Raw genomic sequence first — 15,459 nt, 5'->3', positions numbered from 1 at the left:
TGGACAGAGTTCCTGCTGAATCGAGGTGACCGGCCACGGCACCTCGCATCCCGGTCCGGTCCAATCCCGGAGAAGAAAAATGGCTAAACGTTTCGAACAAACCACAGGGCCTTCCCAACGCCAACAGCGCGTCGCCGAACTCGTGCGACATGCCCTCGCGGAGGTCCTCTCCCGCGGCGACTTTCAGGATGACGTGCTGACGAAGAACGTCATCACCATTCCCGAAGTGCGCATGTCGCCCGATCTCAAGCTCGCCACCGCCTATGTCATGCCGCTCGGCGGCAAGGACGAGGACGCGGTGATCCGCGCGCTGGAGAAGAACAGGAAGGTCCTGCGCCAGGAGGTCGCCCGACGGGTGAACCTGAAATTCGCCCCCGACCTGCGCTTCCGCCGCGATGAAAGCTTCGACGAGGCCGCCCGGATCGACTCGCTGCTGCGCTCCGAGCGCGTGGCGCGCGACACGACTAGGCCGGACGCCGACATCCCCGACGACGACAGCGAGCAGGAATCATGAGCGAAGAACGCCCGCAACGGCGGCCGCACGGCGACCGTCCGAAGAAGCGCGACGTCAACGGATGGATCATCCTCGACAAGGGCGTCGGCATGACCTCGACCCATGCGGTCGCAGTCGTCAAACGCGGTCTCTCGGCCAAGAAGGCGGGCCACGCCGGTACTCTCGATCCGCTCGCCTCCGGCATCCTGCCGATCGCCCTCGGCGAAGCCACAAAGACCGTGCCCTTCGTCATGGACGGCCGCAAATCCTACGTGTTCACTGTGGCCTGGGGTTCGGAAACCACCACGGACGACACCGAAGGCGATGTGGTCGAAGCCACCGACAAACTGCCCGACCCGTCCGAAATCGAGGCCTTCCTGCCCCGCTTCACCGGCCAGGTCCAGCAGGTGCCGCCCCGGTTCTCGGCCATCAAAATCCAAGGCGAGCGCGCCTATGATCTCGCCCGCGACGGCGAGGTGGTGGAGCTGCAGCCGCGCACCGTCCAGATCGACCGGCTGGCCCTGATCCATCATGAGGGCAACCGCTCCGTTATTGAGGCCGATTGCGGCAAGGGCACCTATGTGCGCGCCATCGCGCGCGATCTCGGCCGCGCGCTTGGCTGCCTCGGCCATGTCGCGGCCCTCCGGCGCACCCGCGTCGGTCCCTTCACGGAGCACGATGCCGTCACCGTGGACGACATCGCAACCGACCCGGCGGCCCTGCGTTCCGTGGAGATCGCGCTGAGCGAGATCCCTTCCATCGCCGTAAGCCGGGACATGGCCGGGCGCCTGATGCGCGGCCAGTCCATCATCCTGCGCGGCCGCGAGGCGCCCCTGTCCGGCAAGGTCTATGCAACCTGCAACGGCATTCTCATCGCCGTCGGCGACGTGGAGCGCGGCGAGCTGGTCCCACACCGGGTGTTCAACCTGGGGGCGTGAGGCACTACCCCCGCGAAAGCAAAACGGCCGTCCCGGAGCCAAGGCCCGAGACGGCCGCGACATAAAGAGACCCGACGCGGAACTTACAGGTCCGCCTTAAGACCCTGAGCTTCGCGCATGAGGTATTTCTGCGTGATCGGCACGATCTGGTCGCGGATCAGCTGCGCGGTCTTCTGCTCCTCGCGCAGGGTTTCCTCCAGCGCCGGAACGAACCGCTGGTGCCCTGAGGCCTCCGCCATGGCGATCAGGGACGTGTAGGCGGCGATCTCGAAATTCTCGAAGGCGTGATTGGCGAAGGTGTTCTTGATCACCTCGTCGGCCATCGGCATGTGGCCGGCGGCCGCCATGTTGGCCATGAACTGTGTGGCCATGTCCTTCAGGATCGACCGGTCCTCACCGAAGGTGTGCAGGATCTCGTCCAGCCGGCGGACCTGTCCTTCCGTTTCGGCAATGTGCGTCTTCAGAATCTGCGACATTTCCGGATAATTCTCGAAGCGCTCGACCTGGCGCTGCATGAGCTGGAGCGCCTCCTTCTCGAGCGCGTGGGCGTTCTGGACGCCCGTGATGAAGACGTTCTTGACGGTTTCCGAGGACGCGAGATCGGCTGTGGTGGCAACCATGCTGTGAAATTCCTATCTTGGGGGTATATGGTTCACCAACCATGGCCCCCGGGACTTGTTCCCGGAGAGCCCCGCTCGGATAGCGCATCCTATTGCTCTGCTTGGGAAAAATGATTTCACTGGTACTCGGGCGCTTTTCGTGTATGGTGCGCCATCTTTTCGGACGAAATGCTCCGAAAGACGCGTCCGAATTCGGACCGCGCTGGACGACATCCCGGCCCGGCCCATCCGGATGCCCCGGACCCGAAGCCCTGAAGGCTCAAGGTCTCCCGACGAACCAACCTGAAAGGATTGACGATGTCGATTACGGCTGAGCGCAAGAACACGCTCGTTAAGGAATATGCCCAGAAGGCTGGCGATACCGGCTCCCCCGAGGTGCAGGTCGCCATTCTGACCGAGCGGATCAACAATCTGACCGGTCACTTCAAGACCCATGCCAAGGACAACCACTCCCGTCGCGGTCTCTTGAAGATGGTGTCGGCACGCCGTTCGCTTCTCGACTACCTGAAGAAGAAGGACGAGAGCCGCTACCGCACGCTGATCGAGAAGCTCGGCATCCGCCGCTAAGCTTCTTCGAAAAACTTCCGTCCGGAGCCCGGCTCCGGACGGTTTCTCCAACACTGCGAGGCTCAAGGCCCGGTGTATCTTAAGGAGGCGGCAGACACGATGACCATGGCAGGATCGCAAGGGGCTTGTAGGGCAGGGATGACCCGCCGGCACGAGCCTCTTGCCGTCTTGCTCATGGCATCGAGCCCCCGCCCCGCTGTCATGAAAGACATGCCATGTTCGATATCCAACGCGAAGAACTGATCTGGGCCGGGCGCAAGCTCGTGCTCGAAACGGGCAAGATGGCCCGTCAGGCCGACGGCGCCGTCGTCGCCACCTACGGTGAGACCACCGTTCTCGCTACCGTCGTGTCGGCCAAGGAGCCGAAGCCCGGCTTCGACTTTTTCCCGCTCACGGTGAACTACCAGGAGCGCACCTACGCGGCCGGCCGCATCCCGGGCGGCTACTTCAAGCGCGAAGGCCGCCCGACCGAGAAGGAGACCCTGGTCTCCCGCCTGATCGACCGTCCGATCCGCCCCCTGTTCGTCGAGGGCTACAAGAACGACACCCAGGTCGTCGTGACCGTGCTCTCGCATGATCTCGAGAACGATCCGGACATCGTCGCCATGGTGGCGGCCTCCGCCGCCCTGACGCTCTCGGGCGTTCCCTTCATGGGCCCCGTGGGCGCCGCCCGCGTCGGCTATATCGGCGGCCAGTACAAGCTGAACCCGCCGATCCAGGAGATGGAGCAATCCGCTCTCGACCTCGTCGTCGCCGGCACCGCCGACGCCGTGCTCATGGTCGAGTCCGAGGCGAAGGAACTGCCCGAGGACGTGATGCTCGGCGCCGTGATGTTCGGCCACAAGCACTTCCAGCCGGTCATCGAGGCCATCATCCGCCTTGCCGAGAAGGCCGCCAAGGAGCCGCGCGACTACCAGCCGGCCGACGTGTCCGAGGTGGAGCAGGCCGTGCTCGCCATCGCCGAGGCCGACCTGCGCGAAGCCTACAAGATCACCAAGAAGCAGGACCGCTACGCGGCCGTCGACGCCGTGAAGGCGAAGGTGATGGACGCCCTGGTCCCAGCCGAAGGCGAAGCGAAGTTCGACCCGGAGAAGGTCAAGGCGGTCTTCAAGGAAGCCCAGGCCAAGGTCGTGCGCTGGAACATCCTCGACACCGGCACCCGCATCGACGGCCGTGACCTCAAGACCGTCCGTCCGATCCAGTCGGAAGTCGGCGTTCTGCCCCGCACGCACGGCTCCGCCGTGTTCACCCGCGGCGAGACGCAGGCGCTGGTCGTGACCACGCTCGGCACCGGCGAGGACGAGCAGTTCATCGACGAGCTGGAGGGCACCCGCAAGGAGACCTTCCTGCTGCACTACAACTTCCCGCCCTATTCCGTCGGCGAGACGGGCCGCATGGGCTCGCCCGGCCGCCGCGAAATCGGCCACGGCAAGCTCGCCTGGCGCGCCATCCACCCGATGCTGCCGCCGTCCCACGAATTCCCCTACACGATCCGCGTCGTGTCGGAGATCACCGAGTCGAACGGCTCTTCCTCCATGGCGTCCGTCTGCGGCGGCTCCCTGTCGCTGATGGATGCGGGCGTTCCCCTGCGCCGTCCGGTGGCGGGCATCGCCATGGGCCTCATCCTCGAGGGTGAGCGCTTCGCGGTCCTGTCCGACATTCTCGGCGACGAGGATCACCTCGGCGACATGGACTTCAAGGTGGCCGGCACGGACCAGGGCATCACCTCGCTCCAGATGGACATCAAGATCGCCGGCATCACCGAGGAGATCATGCGCGTCGCGCTCGATCAGGCCAAGGACGGTCGCGGTCACATCCTGGCAGAGATGAACAAGGCCCTGACGGCTCCGCGTGCCGAGCTCGGCGAGCATGCCCCGCGCATCGAGACCATGCAGATCCCGGTCGACAAGATCCGCGAAGTCATCGGCTCGGGCGGCAAGGTCATCCGCGAGATCGTGGAGAAGACCGGCGCGAAGATCGACATCAACGACGACGGCCTGATCAAGATCGCGTCCGCCGACGGCAAGTCGATCAAGGCCGCCTACAACTGGATCCGCTCCATCGTCGCCGAGCCCGAGGTCAACGTGATCTATGACGGCACGGTCGTGAAGGTGATGGAGTTCGGTGCCTTCGTGAACTTCTTCGGTTCCCGCGACGGCCTCGTGCACATCTCGGAGCTCGCCAAGAACCGCGTCGGCAAGGTCACCGACGTGGTCAAGGAAGGCGACAAGGTGAAGGTGAAGTTCCTCGGCATGGACGAGCGCGGCAAGGTCCGTCTCTCCATGAAGGTGGTCAACCAGGAGACCGGCGAGGACATCACCGAGCAGCTCAAGGCCGAGCGTGACGCCGAACGCGCCCAGCGCGACCAGCAGAAGGCTGCCGGCGAGTAAGATCGCTCGAAGCTCATAGCAAAAAGGAAAGCCCCCACATCATCTGATGTGGAGGCTTTTTGTTATTACTCTGATTCGTGGACTCCGTTCCTGAGCAAAGTCAATAAGAACGAAAAACGAACGACTTGACGTCCGAGATTTTCAGTACTACAGTTATTATTAAATCCGGTGCTTACGGGCGGCCGGTATATGATGGTACATCAATCCATCGGACAGGGCCTGCGGGCCCTGTTCTAGTATCAAGAGAAATATTTCCAACCGTAGCCTTTAACGATGCCATTATAGGGCGATCTGTCGTAGCGTAGTTCTTCAAGTGCATGAACAACTTTGAGAGCAAACTCACCCAGGTTGACAGTATGTCCTTGACATCCTCTAACATGAATGTAGCTCGGGTGGGCAACTAAATCGCACAATTCCAATCCAGCGATATTGTCTGACTTTGCACGAAATTTCAGCTTAGATGATGTGATGTGCTTTTTGATCTTATCGGCTGCAGCAAAGCGAGTTCCATTTTCGTATACTGACTCATAAGCAATTTGCAAAGATTGGTCAGGCTTCCCGTGTCGCTTTTCAGGCATCAAATCACCAATTGCATTGTGACGCTCCAAAAATTGGCAATACTTCTCGATCAGAATTTCCATAAGCCAATGGTATGGGTGGTTCTTAACCCAGTGGGATTTTGTTAAGAGCGCTTTCTTATCGATTACCGCAGTTATTAGCTTATAATCAGAATTCCTAATAAGGTTATGAAGCTCAGCATCAAATTCCTTACATGTATCAACATCATTCAATATTTTAAAAGGTCCGTTTTTCTGAAGAATATCCTTTCTATGAAACACGACTTTTTCATCTGGGTCTCCACGAAAGAACTCACGCTTTAGCTTATCAATAGTCGGAACGAAAACGTCCCGCATATAGTCTTGATTAAAAATCGCGCCTGATAGGCTTAGATAGCGATGACGCTCATCATTAACGTTCGTCAGGTCATCATTTCCGACTTCATCAACGTACATTCTGAAACGTGATAACCCCATACAAAGCAGTCCCATCTAGGTACTATGTAGCTTTCAAGCTTTCCTACAATCATTAAGGAAAAACTTCCTGAAATGCTATAGCTACAAGGTGATTGATATCTGCTATCACCTACTTACCATTCTAAAGTCCCCCGCCTGCGGAACGATCCAGCTCTCCAGGGGCGCGGCTCGTCCCCTGATCTGGACGATCTGCCTTTCGCGGTCAGAGAGATCGAGCCCGGCGCGGGTCGCGAGGTCTTCCGAGACGACGAGCTCGACCTCCAGTTCCTTGGCGAGGCCTTCCAGGCGGCTGGCGGCGTTGATGGTGTCTCCCACGGCGGTGAGGCTGGTGGCCTGGCCGTAGCCCATCTGCCCGACGATGGCGGGGCCGGCATGGAGGCCCATGGCGATCTTCAGCGGATGCTCGAATTCGCTCGCGTACTCCTCATTGAGATGATCAAGCGCCGCCTTGATCCGGAGCGCCGCGTCGAGGGCCTGCTGGGCGGCCTGCTGCGGCGTGGTCTTCAGCCCGAAGAGGGCCAGAACCCCATCGCCGATGAACTTGTCGATATAGCCGCCCGCATCCTCGACGGACTCGCCCACCGCCTCGAAATAGCGGTTGAGGATGAAGACCGTGTCGAAGGGCAAACGCCGCTCCGCCAGGCTCGTGAAGCCGCGCAGGTCGCAGAACAACACGGCGATGTCCTGCTCCTGCCCCTGCGCCCGCCCGCCCCGCACGAGCGAGGCCATGCCGTTGCGCCCCGCGGACAGGATCGGCACCACGGAAACATCGTGGGTCGGACGGAACTGGCAGGCGAGCCGCACGTTCGGGCCCGCCTTGATCCGCGCGAGCGTGCCCCGCTCCTGCGCGGTGGGCGGCGGCTGGCGCTCAAGACCTTCGAGCACCCGCACCCGGCAGGTGGAGCAGCGCCCGCGCCCGCCGCAGACCGACAGTTGCGGAATGCCCGCGATGCGGCTTGCTTCCAGCACGCTGAAGCCGAGCGGCACCGTCACGACCTGATCGCCAGGATAGATGATGCGCACCCGCCGCGACCACAGGCGCAGGCTGCGGACGAGGCGGGCGGCCAGCGTAGCGGCGATCATGCCTCCGAACGCCGTATAGAGGCCCGGTGCGATCATCGGCAGGAGATCGGACGCGGGCGGAACCGGGATGGGACCGAACCGGTCCGGAGCCTCGGCCATGTCCCGGCCCGCCTCCACGAAGCCGAGCAGCGCCAGAACCGGCACGAGGAGCGCGACCGTGTAGAGAAGCAACGCGGCGCGCGGAAACCACGGTTTCGGGCGAAGCCAGAAATAGACTCCGAGGCAACCGTGCAGCCAGGCGATCACGAGGGCCAGGGCCTGACGGGCCCCGACGGCGGGATTGAGGACCCAGATGTTGCGGACCACTTCCGGATAGCCGGAATCCTGCCCGGTCAGGGCCCATTCGACCCGCGTCCCGACCACATGGGCGACCAGGAGGAACGGGAGGCTCATCCCGAGGACCAATTGGGCCGCCTCGCGGAATGGCATGCGCAGGCTCCGTCGGCGGTACAGCGCTAGCAGGGCCAGCAGAAAATGCGTCAGAACCGACCCGTACAGCAGCACCGTGCCGGCCGGGCTTCGCCACAGGCGGTTGAACCAGGCGCGCCCGGCTTCCATCGCCTCGACCGAGACGAGGCCGAGGGCATGATTGGAGAAATGGGTGAGCAGAAAGAGGCCGAGCACGAGGCCTGCGACGAGGCGGATTTCGCGGGTCCGGATCGTGATCTCGGAGCCGAGCGGATCCGGTGTCGGTTTGCCTGGAAGGCTTTTCATACGCGTCTTTCACTCAGGCCGAGCCGCACCGGCTTTAGCTTTCAAGCTTGCCTCCACCTATGCAGTTGCACCAAGGTGCGGATTGTCAAATCACGATCCCTGTACCGACGCGCGAGACATGCCCGACACCATCACCACCCTGCCCGAACTGGAAGCGCTCTACGGCGAGATCAACAAGGGATCGCTTCTGAAGGAGACGGACCGGATCGTGCCCGAGTACCGGGCCTTCATTGAGGTCGCGCCTTTCGTGGCGCTGGCCACACGCGGGCCGGAGGGGCTCGATTGTTCGCCGCGCGGCGACGGGCCGGGCTTCGTGCGGGTGAAGGACGAAAAGACCCTGCTCCTGCCCGACCGGCGCGGCAACAACCGCATCGATTCCCTGCGCAACATCGTGCGTGATCCGAGCGTTGCGCTGCTGTTCCTGATCCCCGGCATCGGCGAGACCCTGCGCGTCAACGGACGCGCGGTGATCTCGGTGGAGCCCGCCCTGCTCGACAGCTTCGCCATCGACGGCAAGGCGCCGAAATCCGTACTCGCGATTACGGTCGAAGCCGTGTTCTTCCAATGCGCGCGCGCAATCCTGCGCTCCGAGCTGTGGAACCCCGACAAGCATGTGGCGCGCGGCTCATTGCCGAGCGCCGGCCAGATCCTCGCGGCCCTGAGCCCCGAGCGTTTCGACGGCGAGGCTTACGACAAGGCTCTGCCCGAACGGCAGAAGACGACGCTTTACTAGAGCTGATTCCATCGGCATGGAATCAGCTCTCTTCTTTCCTGAGCCGCAGTCTTTCACGCTGAACCGGATCTACTTCACCGAAAAGCTGCTCTGGCAAGCCTGGTGCAACGTGCGCCACACGATGCACCGAGCCCGCCGGCGTTCTACTGCGTCTTGGCGGTCGACAGGGATTGCGCCGTCTGCAGATGCGTCTGCAGCGTCGGCAGGATCTCTCCGGCATAGGACGCCGCAGGATCGTTCTGTCGCTTGGATTCCTTCTCGTATTCCGCGACATCCTTCTTGTGGTCGGCCACCATGTCCTTGATGAACTCGCGGTCGAACGCGGCGCCCGAGAGTTTCGAGAGCTTCTGGTAGACTGCCTTCTGCTCCTTGCCGGGCTCGGTCGGCGGCGTCACGTTCAGGGTGCTGGCCACGGACATGGCCTTCTGGTTCGCGGCGGAATGATCCGTCTCGAGCTGGCGGCCGAAATTCTTGACCCCGTCGCTGGCGCCCTTCTGCTGCGCGAGCTGACCCACGGCCACTTCCCCGAGGTTTCCCTCGATCGCCTTCTTGATGAAGGCCTGATTCGGCTGGTCCTTGGCGAGGGCGTAGGAGGAGCCTGCCAAGGCTGCGACGACACTGAAGCTCAACAGAAGTTTCTTTGACATGATGCACCTTGTTTGAACGAAACAATTCGCGATACGCATCACAGGTAAGCCATGAACGACCGCGAGGCGGCCCGGTTCCAGGATTGTCGAAGCGGTGGGGCGATCCACATAATTTGGCTGCCGGCCCTTTACGCTTCGCTCCTAGACGGCCAAAAGGGCAGCCTCATCGACTGGAAAGAGGCACGTCATGACGATTCAACGCATCAAGCCAGGCCCGCGCATGAGCGGCGCGGTCGTTCACGGCAACACGGTCTATCTCGCCGGCCAGGTCGCCAGCCAGAGCGCCGGGCAAAGCGTCACCGAGCAGACGAAGGAAATCCTCTCGATCATCGACAGTCTCCTGGCGGAAGCCGGCACCGACAAGTCGAAGATCCTGATGGCCAATATCTGGCTCACCGACATGGGTACGTTCCAGGAGATGAACGCCGTGTGGGACGCCTGGGTCTCGGCCGGCAACACGCCCGCCCGCGCCACCGTGGAGGCGAAGCTCGCCGCACCGGCCTTCAAGGTCGAGATCGCGGTGATCGCGGCGAAGTAGACTGGAAAGGGAAGCACCGAAGGCTTCCTTCTTGAATTGAAATAACATATCATCAAGCCCAAACCTGTGTGCAGGGGGGCTTGATGTCTGTCGTTAATCGACCTGGAATACAATCTATTGATGCGCTTTTAACCACATACAAGTGGGATAGCGACGTTCTTTATTACAGCTTCCCACAAACTGCCGCCAATTACATTTATGGCAACAGCTATGGTTACCACAACGAGCCATACGATGAGCACTTCCAACCCGTCAACGGCCAACAGCAGGAAGCTCTTAAGTATGCCATGGATCTCGTCTCAACCTACGTGAATTTACAGTTCCTTCCTATTAGCAACAGTAACTCGGTCGCCAACATCAGGTTTGCCATGACCTGGGCTATAGGGACTGCTGTCGGATACTTTCCAGACGGTTCGCCGTACGAAGGCGACATCTGGATGAATCCCAACACGGATTATACATATACGCATCCGCTGCCGACAAGATTGCCGACAGGCGGCGGCAATCTTGTCGGCAATTGGGGCTTGGCGACGATCATGCATGAACTCGGACATGCACTGGGCCTATCGCATGGCCACGCGGAAGATCTCGGGAGCGGGCCGCAGAACGATCCCTTCTTTCTGCCTCCCGACGAGGATACGTGGAGCTATTCTCTGATGACGTACCGGAGCTATGTGGGCGCTCCGATAGACTTCAACCACGGTCCGACCAACGACGGCAACCCGACGACCTACATGCAGGACGATATCGCCGCCCTGCAATATCTGTATGGCGCCAATTATAATCACTTGAACGGGAACACCACTTATCAATGGGATACAGACGGTAACTTTTTCATCGACGGCCAATACAAGGACACGGCCATAAACGCCAAGGTCTTCATGACTCTCTGGGATGGCGGTGGAGAGGACACCATTGATCTGTTCAACTTTCAGACGAATATGACTCTCGATCTAAGGCCGGGAAAATTCTCGACCTTCAACGAGGCCCAGCTCTCGGATCTCGATTGGACACAAAATGTCACAACGCTAGCACCGGGCAATTTCGCGCTTGCACGCCTGTATAATAACGATCCACGATCGCTGATCGAAAACGGCTACGGCGGCGCAGGAAACGACACGATAACGGGCAACGCAGCCGCCAACACCCTGATCGGCAATGCTGGCAACGACACCCTGGAGGGCGGTGCCAACAACGACCGCTTGGAGGGTGGCGCAGGCACGAACACGGCAGTCTTCTCCAGCGCTTTCGGGAATTACGGCATCGCCCTGAATGAGGATGGAACCGTTACGGTAACGGATTGGCGACAGAACGGCGATGGGCGAGATATCCTGAAGGATGTCCAGTTCCTGAACTTCGGCGGCCAGATTGTAAGCGCCCCGCTCGCGCCAACAACACCTACGACTCCGACCACTCCCACGACACCGACAACACCGACAACACCCACCACACCCTCAACGCCAACAAATCCCGCTCCGGCCTCTCCCATTTTGCGAGGAACGAGCGGCGCCGACGTCTTTTCCGGAACCGACATCGACGAGCAGATTTTCGGCTACGCCGGCAAGGACACCCTGTCGGGCGGCCTCGGCAACGATTCTCTCTTCGGCGGCACCGGCAATGACCTGCTGACCGGCGGAGTGGGGCGCGATGTGTTCGTCTTCGACACGCGGGTTGCGAAAACCAATGTCGACCGGATCGTCGATTTCACGCCCAAGGAAGATCGCATCCTGATCGACGACAAGTTCTTCAAGGGCGTAGGTAAGGGATCGCTGTCGAAACCGGTTAAGCTCTCGAAGGACAAGTTCTACGTCGGATCTTCGGCCAAGGATGGCAATGACCGCATCGGCTACAACAAGGCCACCGGTGTCCTGTCCTACGATCCTGACGGAAACGGGCATCAGGCCGCGATCAAGTTCGCTGCCGTGAAAGCCAAGATGATTTTGAGCGCTGCGGATATCTGGATCGTTTAAGCGGCGATGCATGGAAGACTTATCGGCAAAAAAGAAGCGGGCCGATTGGCCCGCTTCGTTCGTACAAGCTTAACCGATTTTAGGGGCAGGGATGGCGCAGGCCATCATAGCCGAGATAGGTTCCCGAAGCCGGATCGTAGGACTTGAAGCGCTGGGCGCAGTAGCCGGCCGCGCTGCCGCCAGGAGCCACGTAGGTCGGAGCGGCCTGAGCCTGCGACTGGGCGATGGCGCTGCCGACGATGGCGCCGGTCGCGAGACCCAGGGCGCCAGCCGCGAGGGCATTGCCTCGATTACCGCGGTAATAATAGCCGCGGTTGCCGTAATAGCGGCGCGGAGCGTAGTACCGGCGATCCACATAACGCGGGCCGCCGCGGTAATGGCGGCGATACTGCACGTAGTTGGACTGAACCTCGCCCTTCTTCATAGCGGCGACGAGTTCCTTGACGGGAGCCGTCTGAGTCTCGGCGGCAGAAGCCGGAGCGGCGAGGCCGAAGGTACCAAGGGCCGCCGCGGCGACAGCGGCCATAACAAACTTACGCATGAGATAACTCCTCCAATCGTTGGAGGCGAACGCCCTTGACCCGGAGGTCGTTCCTCACTTTAGGAATTTCGGGTCATCTCTCGCGGGAACGTGAGGGTTCTTGATCGTTGAAGAGGATTTTTTTCCAAACGAAAACGGGCCGAAAAGGCCCGTTTCGCTTTGCTTGAGAAAAGAGATCGTCACGGGCAGGGATGCTGCCGCCCATCATAGCCGGTGAATGTGCCGGTCGCCGGATTGTAGGAACGGTAGCGCTGCGCACAATAGGCGGAGGCATTGGACCCGACGCTTCCCGTTACCACGGGCTGCGACGCGATGGCGCCGCCGATCAAGGCGCCGGCCGCTGCCGCACCATAGGGGTAGTAGGAGCCGCCATAATAGGGGCGATAGGCTCCACCGTAGTAGGGCCGGTAATACGAGCCGCGATAGTAAGGCCGTCCATAAGCGGCATAAGGCCGGTGGTAGGAGCGAACCGCATAGGGATAGGTCGCAACGCCGCGATAGGCTCCTGCACGGGCGATATGGCCCCGGTAGACGCCCGCACGGGCGACGTTCCCGCGATAACCCCGATAGGCGCCCGCGTGCATGCCGACCGGGCGTCTCATCGCGGCGCCATGGACGCGTCCTCCACCGCCATGACCGCCGCGAGCGGCATAGTCGATGGTGACCTGGTCGTGTTCAATCAGCTGCTGGAATTTGGAAAAAGGCACCACCTGCGCGGAGGCTGAACCGGCGAACATTGACGCCGGAACGAGCACGGCTGTGGCCAGAGCGGCGAAGATGAATTTTCGCATGGCCAGCTCCTCCCATCCTGGGAGGAAAACGCGGGAACCCTTTGAACGGTTCCGCTTTCGGGAGAATCCGCTTTATCACTCGCGGGCACGCGAAGAGCGCAGATCCGAGGCTGTCTTGGGCTGTCGCAAGACGCTGCGCCTGCCCTCCATGCGTCCCTGTCCCGTCGGGCAGAGATCGAGAACCGCGCAGCGTTCGCAGGCGGGGCTCTTGAAGAAGCAGCAGCGCTGACCGTGCAGCATCATGACTTCGTGGTGGTCGTAGACCTGCTGCGCGTCCCAGTCTTCAGGCAGCAGGGCGGCGAGCACCGCGTGGGACGGTCCGACGGCCATCGATTGCGGAATGAGCCCCGTACGCTGCGCCACCCGATGATGATGGCTGTCCACCGGAAGAGCGGCCTTCCGCAATTGCGAGAACGACAGCACCGCCGCGCTCGTCTTCGGCCCTATCCCTGGAATGCTCTCGAGCCATGCCCTCGCTTCCTCGACCGGCATGGTGTCGAGGAAATCGAGCGAAAGGCCGCCATGCCGCTCCTCGATGGCGTGCAGCACCGCCTGCAGGCGCGGCGCCTTCTGCTCGGGCCACGTGACGCCCTGGATCGTTTCTTCCACCTCTTCGGTCGGCGCGTTCATCATGGCGCGCCAATCGGCATACCGGGCTCTCAGCGCCTTGAAGGCGCGTCCCGAATCCGCATTGCGGGTGCGATGGGACAGGAGCGAGGAGATCAGCTCGCTCACGGGATCGAGGGAATGGAAGTAGGGAATCGGACAGCCATAGACCTCGCAGAGGCGCCTATGGATCGCCAGCGCCTTCTCTTTGAGGTCCTGAAGGTCCGGATTCATCCCGATGCAAGTCGCGAATCGGGGCAGTGGTTCCATGCCCGCCGTCTCGGCATCACCAGGCTTGTCCCGGTAGTCTCGATTGTACGAAGCGCGGTGCTACACCTCATCGGGATGGCCGGCACAGGGCCGGCCATGACATGAAGCGTGCGATCAAAGAATGAACCGGCTCAGATCCGTGTTCTTCGCCAGCGTCTCCACCTCGCCGCGGACATAGGCGGCATCGACGGTCACCGTTTCGCCGGAGCGGTCGGGCGCCGTGAAGGAGACGTCGTCGAGAACGCGCTCCAGCACCGTCTGCAGGCGACGCGCGCCGATGTTCTCGACCGAGTTGTTCACGTCGACGGCCACCTGGGCCAAGGCGTCGATGGCATCGTCCGTGAAGACGAGGTTCACGCCTTCCGTCTGTAGCAGCGCAACCGACTGCTTGATGAGGCTCGCTTCCGTCTCCGTGAGGATGCGCTTGAAATCCTCCACCGTCAGCGGCGAAAGCTCGACGCGGATCGGCAGGCGGCCCTGCAGCTCGGGCAGCAGGTCCGAGGGCTTCGACACATGGAACGCGCCAGATGCGATGAAAAGGATGTGGTCGGTCTTCACCGACCCGTGCTTCGTCGACACGGTGGTGCCCTCGATCAGCGGCAGCAGATCGCGCTGCACGCCTTCGCGCGAGACATCCGCGCCGGTGCGGCCCTCGCGGCCGGCGATCTTGTCGATCTCGTCGAGGAACACGATGCCGTTGTTCTCCACCTGGCGCAGGGCCTCCTGGACGATGGCATCCTGGTCGAGCATCTTGTCGGCCTCTTCCGTCACCAGCGGCTCATAAGCCTCGCGCACGGTTGTGCGGCGCGTCTTGCGCTGTCCGCCGAAGGCCTTGCCGAACATGTCGGAGAGGTTGATCGCCCCGACCGAAGCTCCGGGCATGCCGGGAATCTCGAACATCGGCATCCCCTGTCCTCCGCCCGATTGCAGCTCGATCTCGATCTCCTTCTCGTCGAGCTCGTTCGTGCGCAGCTTGCGCCGGAACGCATCGCGCGTGGCGGCGCTCGCGGTCGAGCCGACCAGAGCGTCGAGCACGCGCTCCTCAGCGGCCACATGCGCCTTCGCCTGCACCTGCCGGCGGCGCTCCTCCTTCACGAGGCCGATGCCGATCTCCACCAGATCGCGCACGATCTGCTCCACGTCGCGGCCCACATAACCCACTTCCGTGAACTTGGTCGCCTCGACCTTGAGGAAGGGTGCATTGGCAAGCTTGGCGAGACGGCGGGAGATCTCGGTTTTGCCGCAGCCGGTCGGCCCGATCATCAGGATGTTCTTTGGCGCCACCTCCTCGCGGAGATGACCTTCCAGCTGCTGCCGGCGCCAGCGGTTGCGCAGGGCGATGGCGACCGCGCGCTTGGCGTCGTTCTGGCCGACGATGTAACGGTCGAGTTCGGAAACGATTTCGCGGGGAGAAAACGTGGTCATGACTTCATCTTCCGGTGTCGTCCCCGGCCGGAGGCAGCATCGGCTGCCGGAAGGAAGGGGATCCACAATCAAGGCTTTCGTGTCCTTTTTCTCCCGGCC

General features: G+C 61.7%; 15 protein-coding genes. 7 read left to right on the top strand and 8 right to left on the bottom strand.

Annotated features, from left to right (window positions below; translation table 11 throughout):
- Positions 1-79 precede the first annotated feature (79 nt).
- On the top strand, positions 80-514 hold the full coding sequence (gene rbfA / locus OC446_RS12695; RefSeq protein ID WP_262029388.1) for a 30S ribosome-binding factor RbfA: 435 nt from the start codon (positions 80-82) through the stop codon (positions 512-514).
- A complete protein-coding gene (truB, locus tag OC446_RS12690) occupies positions 511-1,431 on the top strand; it encodes a tRNA pseudouridine(55) synthase TruB (protein WP_262029387.1) in 921 nt (306 codons plus the stop codon). Before rbfA ends, truB begins: the two co-directional genes overlap by 4 nt.
- Before the next feature lie 83 nt (positions 1,432-1,514).
- On the opposite strand, the gene OC446_RS12685 is transcribed toward truB, so the two are convergent.
- The gene (locus OC446_RS12685; protein WP_262029386.1) at positions 1,515-2,051 is read right to left on the bottom strand and encodes a ferritin-like domain-containing protein; all 537 of its coding nucleotides are present in this window, start codon (positions 2,049-2,051) and stop codon (positions 1,515-1,517) included.
- A gap of 297 nt (positions 2,052-2,348) precedes the next feature.
- Between OC446_RS12685 and rpsO the strand changes: the two genes are divergently transcribed.
- Entirely contained in the window at positions 2,349-2,618 is a 270-nt protein-coding gene (gene rpsO, locus OC446_RS12680) for a 30S ribosomal protein S15 (protein WP_262029385.1), read from the top strand.
- A gap of 215 nt (positions 2,619-2,833) precedes the next feature.
- The gene (pnp, locus tag OC446_RS12675; RefSeq protein ID WP_262029384.1) at positions 2,834-5,008 is read left to right on the top strand and encodes a polyribonucleotide nucleotidyltransferase; all 2,175 of its coding nucleotides are present in this window, start codon (positions 2,834-2,836) and stop codon (positions 5,006-5,008) included.
- Positions 5,009-5,247: 239 nt separating this feature from the next.
- Here the strand turns inward: pnp and OC446_RS12670 are convergent, their stop codons facing one another.
- Together OC446_RS12670 and OC446_RS12665 are read right to left on the bottom strand one after the other, a co-directional pair.
- Positions 5,248-6,021, bottom strand: coding sequence for a DUF3800 domain-containing protein (locus OC446_RS12670; protein ID WP_262029383.1), 774 nt, complete (start codon positions 6,019-6,021; stop codon positions 5,248-5,250).
- A 126-nt stretch (positions 6,022-6,147) separates the two neighbouring features.
- Positions 6,148-7,839, bottom strand: coding sequence for an adenylate/guanylate cyclase domain-containing protein (locus OC446_RS12665; protein WP_262029382.1), 1,692 nt, complete (start codon positions 7,837-7,839; stop codon positions 6,148-6,150).
- 118 nt (positions 7,840-7,957) lie between these two features.
- On the opposite strand from OC446_RS12665, the gene OC446_RS12660 reads away from it, so the two are divergent.
- Positions 7,958-8,572, top strand: a complete 615-nt coding sequence (locus tag OC446_RS12660; protein WP_262029381.1) for a pyridoxamine 5'-phosphate oxidase family protein — start codon at positions 7,958-7,960, stop codon at positions 8,570-8,572.
- Between the two features lie 143 nt (positions 8,573-8,715).
- Here the strand turns inward: OC446_RS12660 and OC446_RS12655 are convergent, their stop codons facing one another.
- Positions 8,716-9,219, bottom strand: coding sequence for a DUF4142 domain-containing protein (locus tag OC446_RS12655; protein ID WP_262029380.1), 504 nt, complete (start codon positions 9,217-9,219; stop codon positions 8,716-8,718).
- Between the two features lie 187 nt (positions 9,220-9,406).
- On the opposite strand from OC446_RS12655, the gene OC446_RS12650 reads away from it, so the two are divergent.
- Positions 9,407-9,757 (top strand): RidA family protein, encoded by a 351-nt coding sequence (locus OC446_RS12650; RefSeq protein WP_262029379.1) that lies wholly within the window; start codon positions 9,407-9,409, stop codon positions 9,755-9,757.
- Positions 9,758-9,840: 83 nt separating this feature from the next.
- Positions 9,841-11,727 carry a M10 family metallopeptidase gene (locus OC446_RS12645; RefSeq protein WP_262029378.1) on the top strand — a complete coding sequence of 629 codons (1,887 nt, stop codon included), beginning with the start codon at positions 9,841-9,843 and terminating at the stop codon, positions 11,725-11,727.
- A 79-nt stretch (positions 11,728-11,806) separates the two neighbouring features.
- Here OC446_RS12645 and OC446_RS12640 read toward each other — a convergent pair whose 3' ends face one another.
- The 4 genes from OC446_RS12640 to hslU all read right to left on the bottom strand — a co-directional run bounded on the left by OC446_RS12640 (position 11,807) and on the right by hslU (position 15,360).
- On the bottom strand, positions 11,807-12,268 hold the full coding sequence (locus OC446_RS12640) for a BA14K family protein (protein WP_262029377.1): 462 nt from the start codon (positions 12,266-12,268) through the stop codon (positions 11,807-11,809).
- A 179-nt stretch (positions 12,269-12,447) separates the two neighbouring features.
- Positions 12,448-13,059 carry a BA14K family protein gene (locus tag OC446_RS12635; RefSeq protein ID WP_262029376.1) on the bottom strand — a complete coding sequence of 204 codons (612 nt, stop codon included), beginning with the start codon at positions 13,057-13,059 and terminating at the stop codon, positions 12,448-12,450.
- 75 nt (positions 13,060-13,134) lie between these two features.
- On the bottom strand, positions 13,135-13,935 hold the full coding sequence (gene nth / locus OC446_RS12630; RefSeq protein ID WP_410055069.1) for an endonuclease III domain-containing protein: 801 nt from the start codon (positions 13,933-13,935) through the stop codon (positions 13,135-13,137).
- Between the two features lie 114 nt (positions 13,936-14,049).
- Positions 14,050-15,360 (bottom strand): ATP-dependent protease ATPase subunit HslU, encoded by a 1,311-nt coding sequence (hslU, locus tag OC446_RS12625; protein WP_262029375.1) that lies wholly within the window; start codon positions 15,358-15,360, stop codon positions 14,050-14,052.
- Positions 15,361-15,459 lie beyond the last annotated feature (99 nt).

It is taken from the genome of Microvirga sp. Mcv34, assembly GCF_024519725.1.
GTDB lineage: Bacteria > Pseudomonadota > Alphaproteobacteria > Rhizobiales > Beijerinckiaceae > Microvirga.
Note: the sequence above shows the minus strand (reverse complement) of the source record. Positions and strands in the feature narration are given on the sequence as shown.

Bases quoted from the DNA above. Each gene is read 5' to 3' on its own strand.
- rbfA (WP_262029388.1), top strand. From the start codon at position 80: ATGGCTAAACGTTTCGAACAAACCACAGGGCCTTCCCAACGCCAACAG.
- truB (WP_262029387.1), top strand. From the start codon at position 511: ATGAGCGAAGAACGCCCGCAACGGCGGCCGCACGGCGACCGTCCGAAG.
- OC446_RS12685 (WP_262029386.1), bottom strand. From the start codon at position 2,051: ATGGTTGCCACCACAGCCGATCTCGCGTCCTCGGAAACCGTCAAGAAC.
- rpsO (WP_262029385.1), top strand. From the start codon at position 2,349: ATGTCGATTACGGCTGAGCGCAAGAACACGCTCGTTAAGGAATATGCC.
- pnp (WP_262029384.1), top strand. From the start codon at position 2,834: ATGTTCGATATCCAACGCGAAGAACTGATCTGGGCCGGGCGCAAGCTC.
- OC446_RS12670 (WP_262029383.1), bottom strand. From the start codon at position 6,021: ATGTACGTTGATGAAGTCGGAAATGATGACCTGACGAACGTTAATGAT.
- OC446_RS12665 (WP_262029382.1), bottom strand. From the start codon at position 7,839: ATGAAAAGCCTTCCAGGCAAACCGACACCGGATCCGCTCGGCTCCGAG.
- OC446_RS12660 (WP_262029381.1), top strand. From the start codon at position 7,958: ATGCCCGACACCATCACCACCCTGCCCGAACTGGAAGCGCTCTACGGC.
- OC446_RS12655 (WP_262029380.1), bottom strand. From the start codon at position 9,219: ATGTCAAAGAAACTTCTGTTGAGCTTCAGTGTCGTCGCAGCCTTGGCA.
- OC446_RS12650 (WP_262029379.1), top strand. From the start codon at position 9,407: ATGACGATTCAACGCATCAAGCCAGGCCCGCGCATGAGCGGCGCGGTC.
- OC446_RS12645 (WP_262029378.1), top strand. From the start codon at position 9,841: ATGTCTGTCGTTAATCGACCTGGAATACAATCTATTGATGCGCTTTTA.
- OC446_RS12640 (WP_262029377.1), bottom strand. From the start codon at position 12,268: ATGCGTAAGTTTGTTATGGCCGCTGTCGCCGCGGCGGCCCTTGGTACC.
- OC446_RS12635 (WP_262029376.1), bottom strand. From the start codon at position 13,059: ATGCGAAAATTCATCTTCGCCGCTCTGGCCACAGCCGTGCTCGTTCCG.
- nth (WP_410055069.1), bottom strand. From the start codon at position 13,935: ATGGAACCACTGCCCCGATTCGCGACTTGCATCGGGATGAATCCGGAC.
- hslU (WP_262029375.1), bottom strand. From the start codon at position 15,360: ATGACCACGTTTTCTCCCCGCGAAATCGTTTCCGAACTCGACCGTTAC.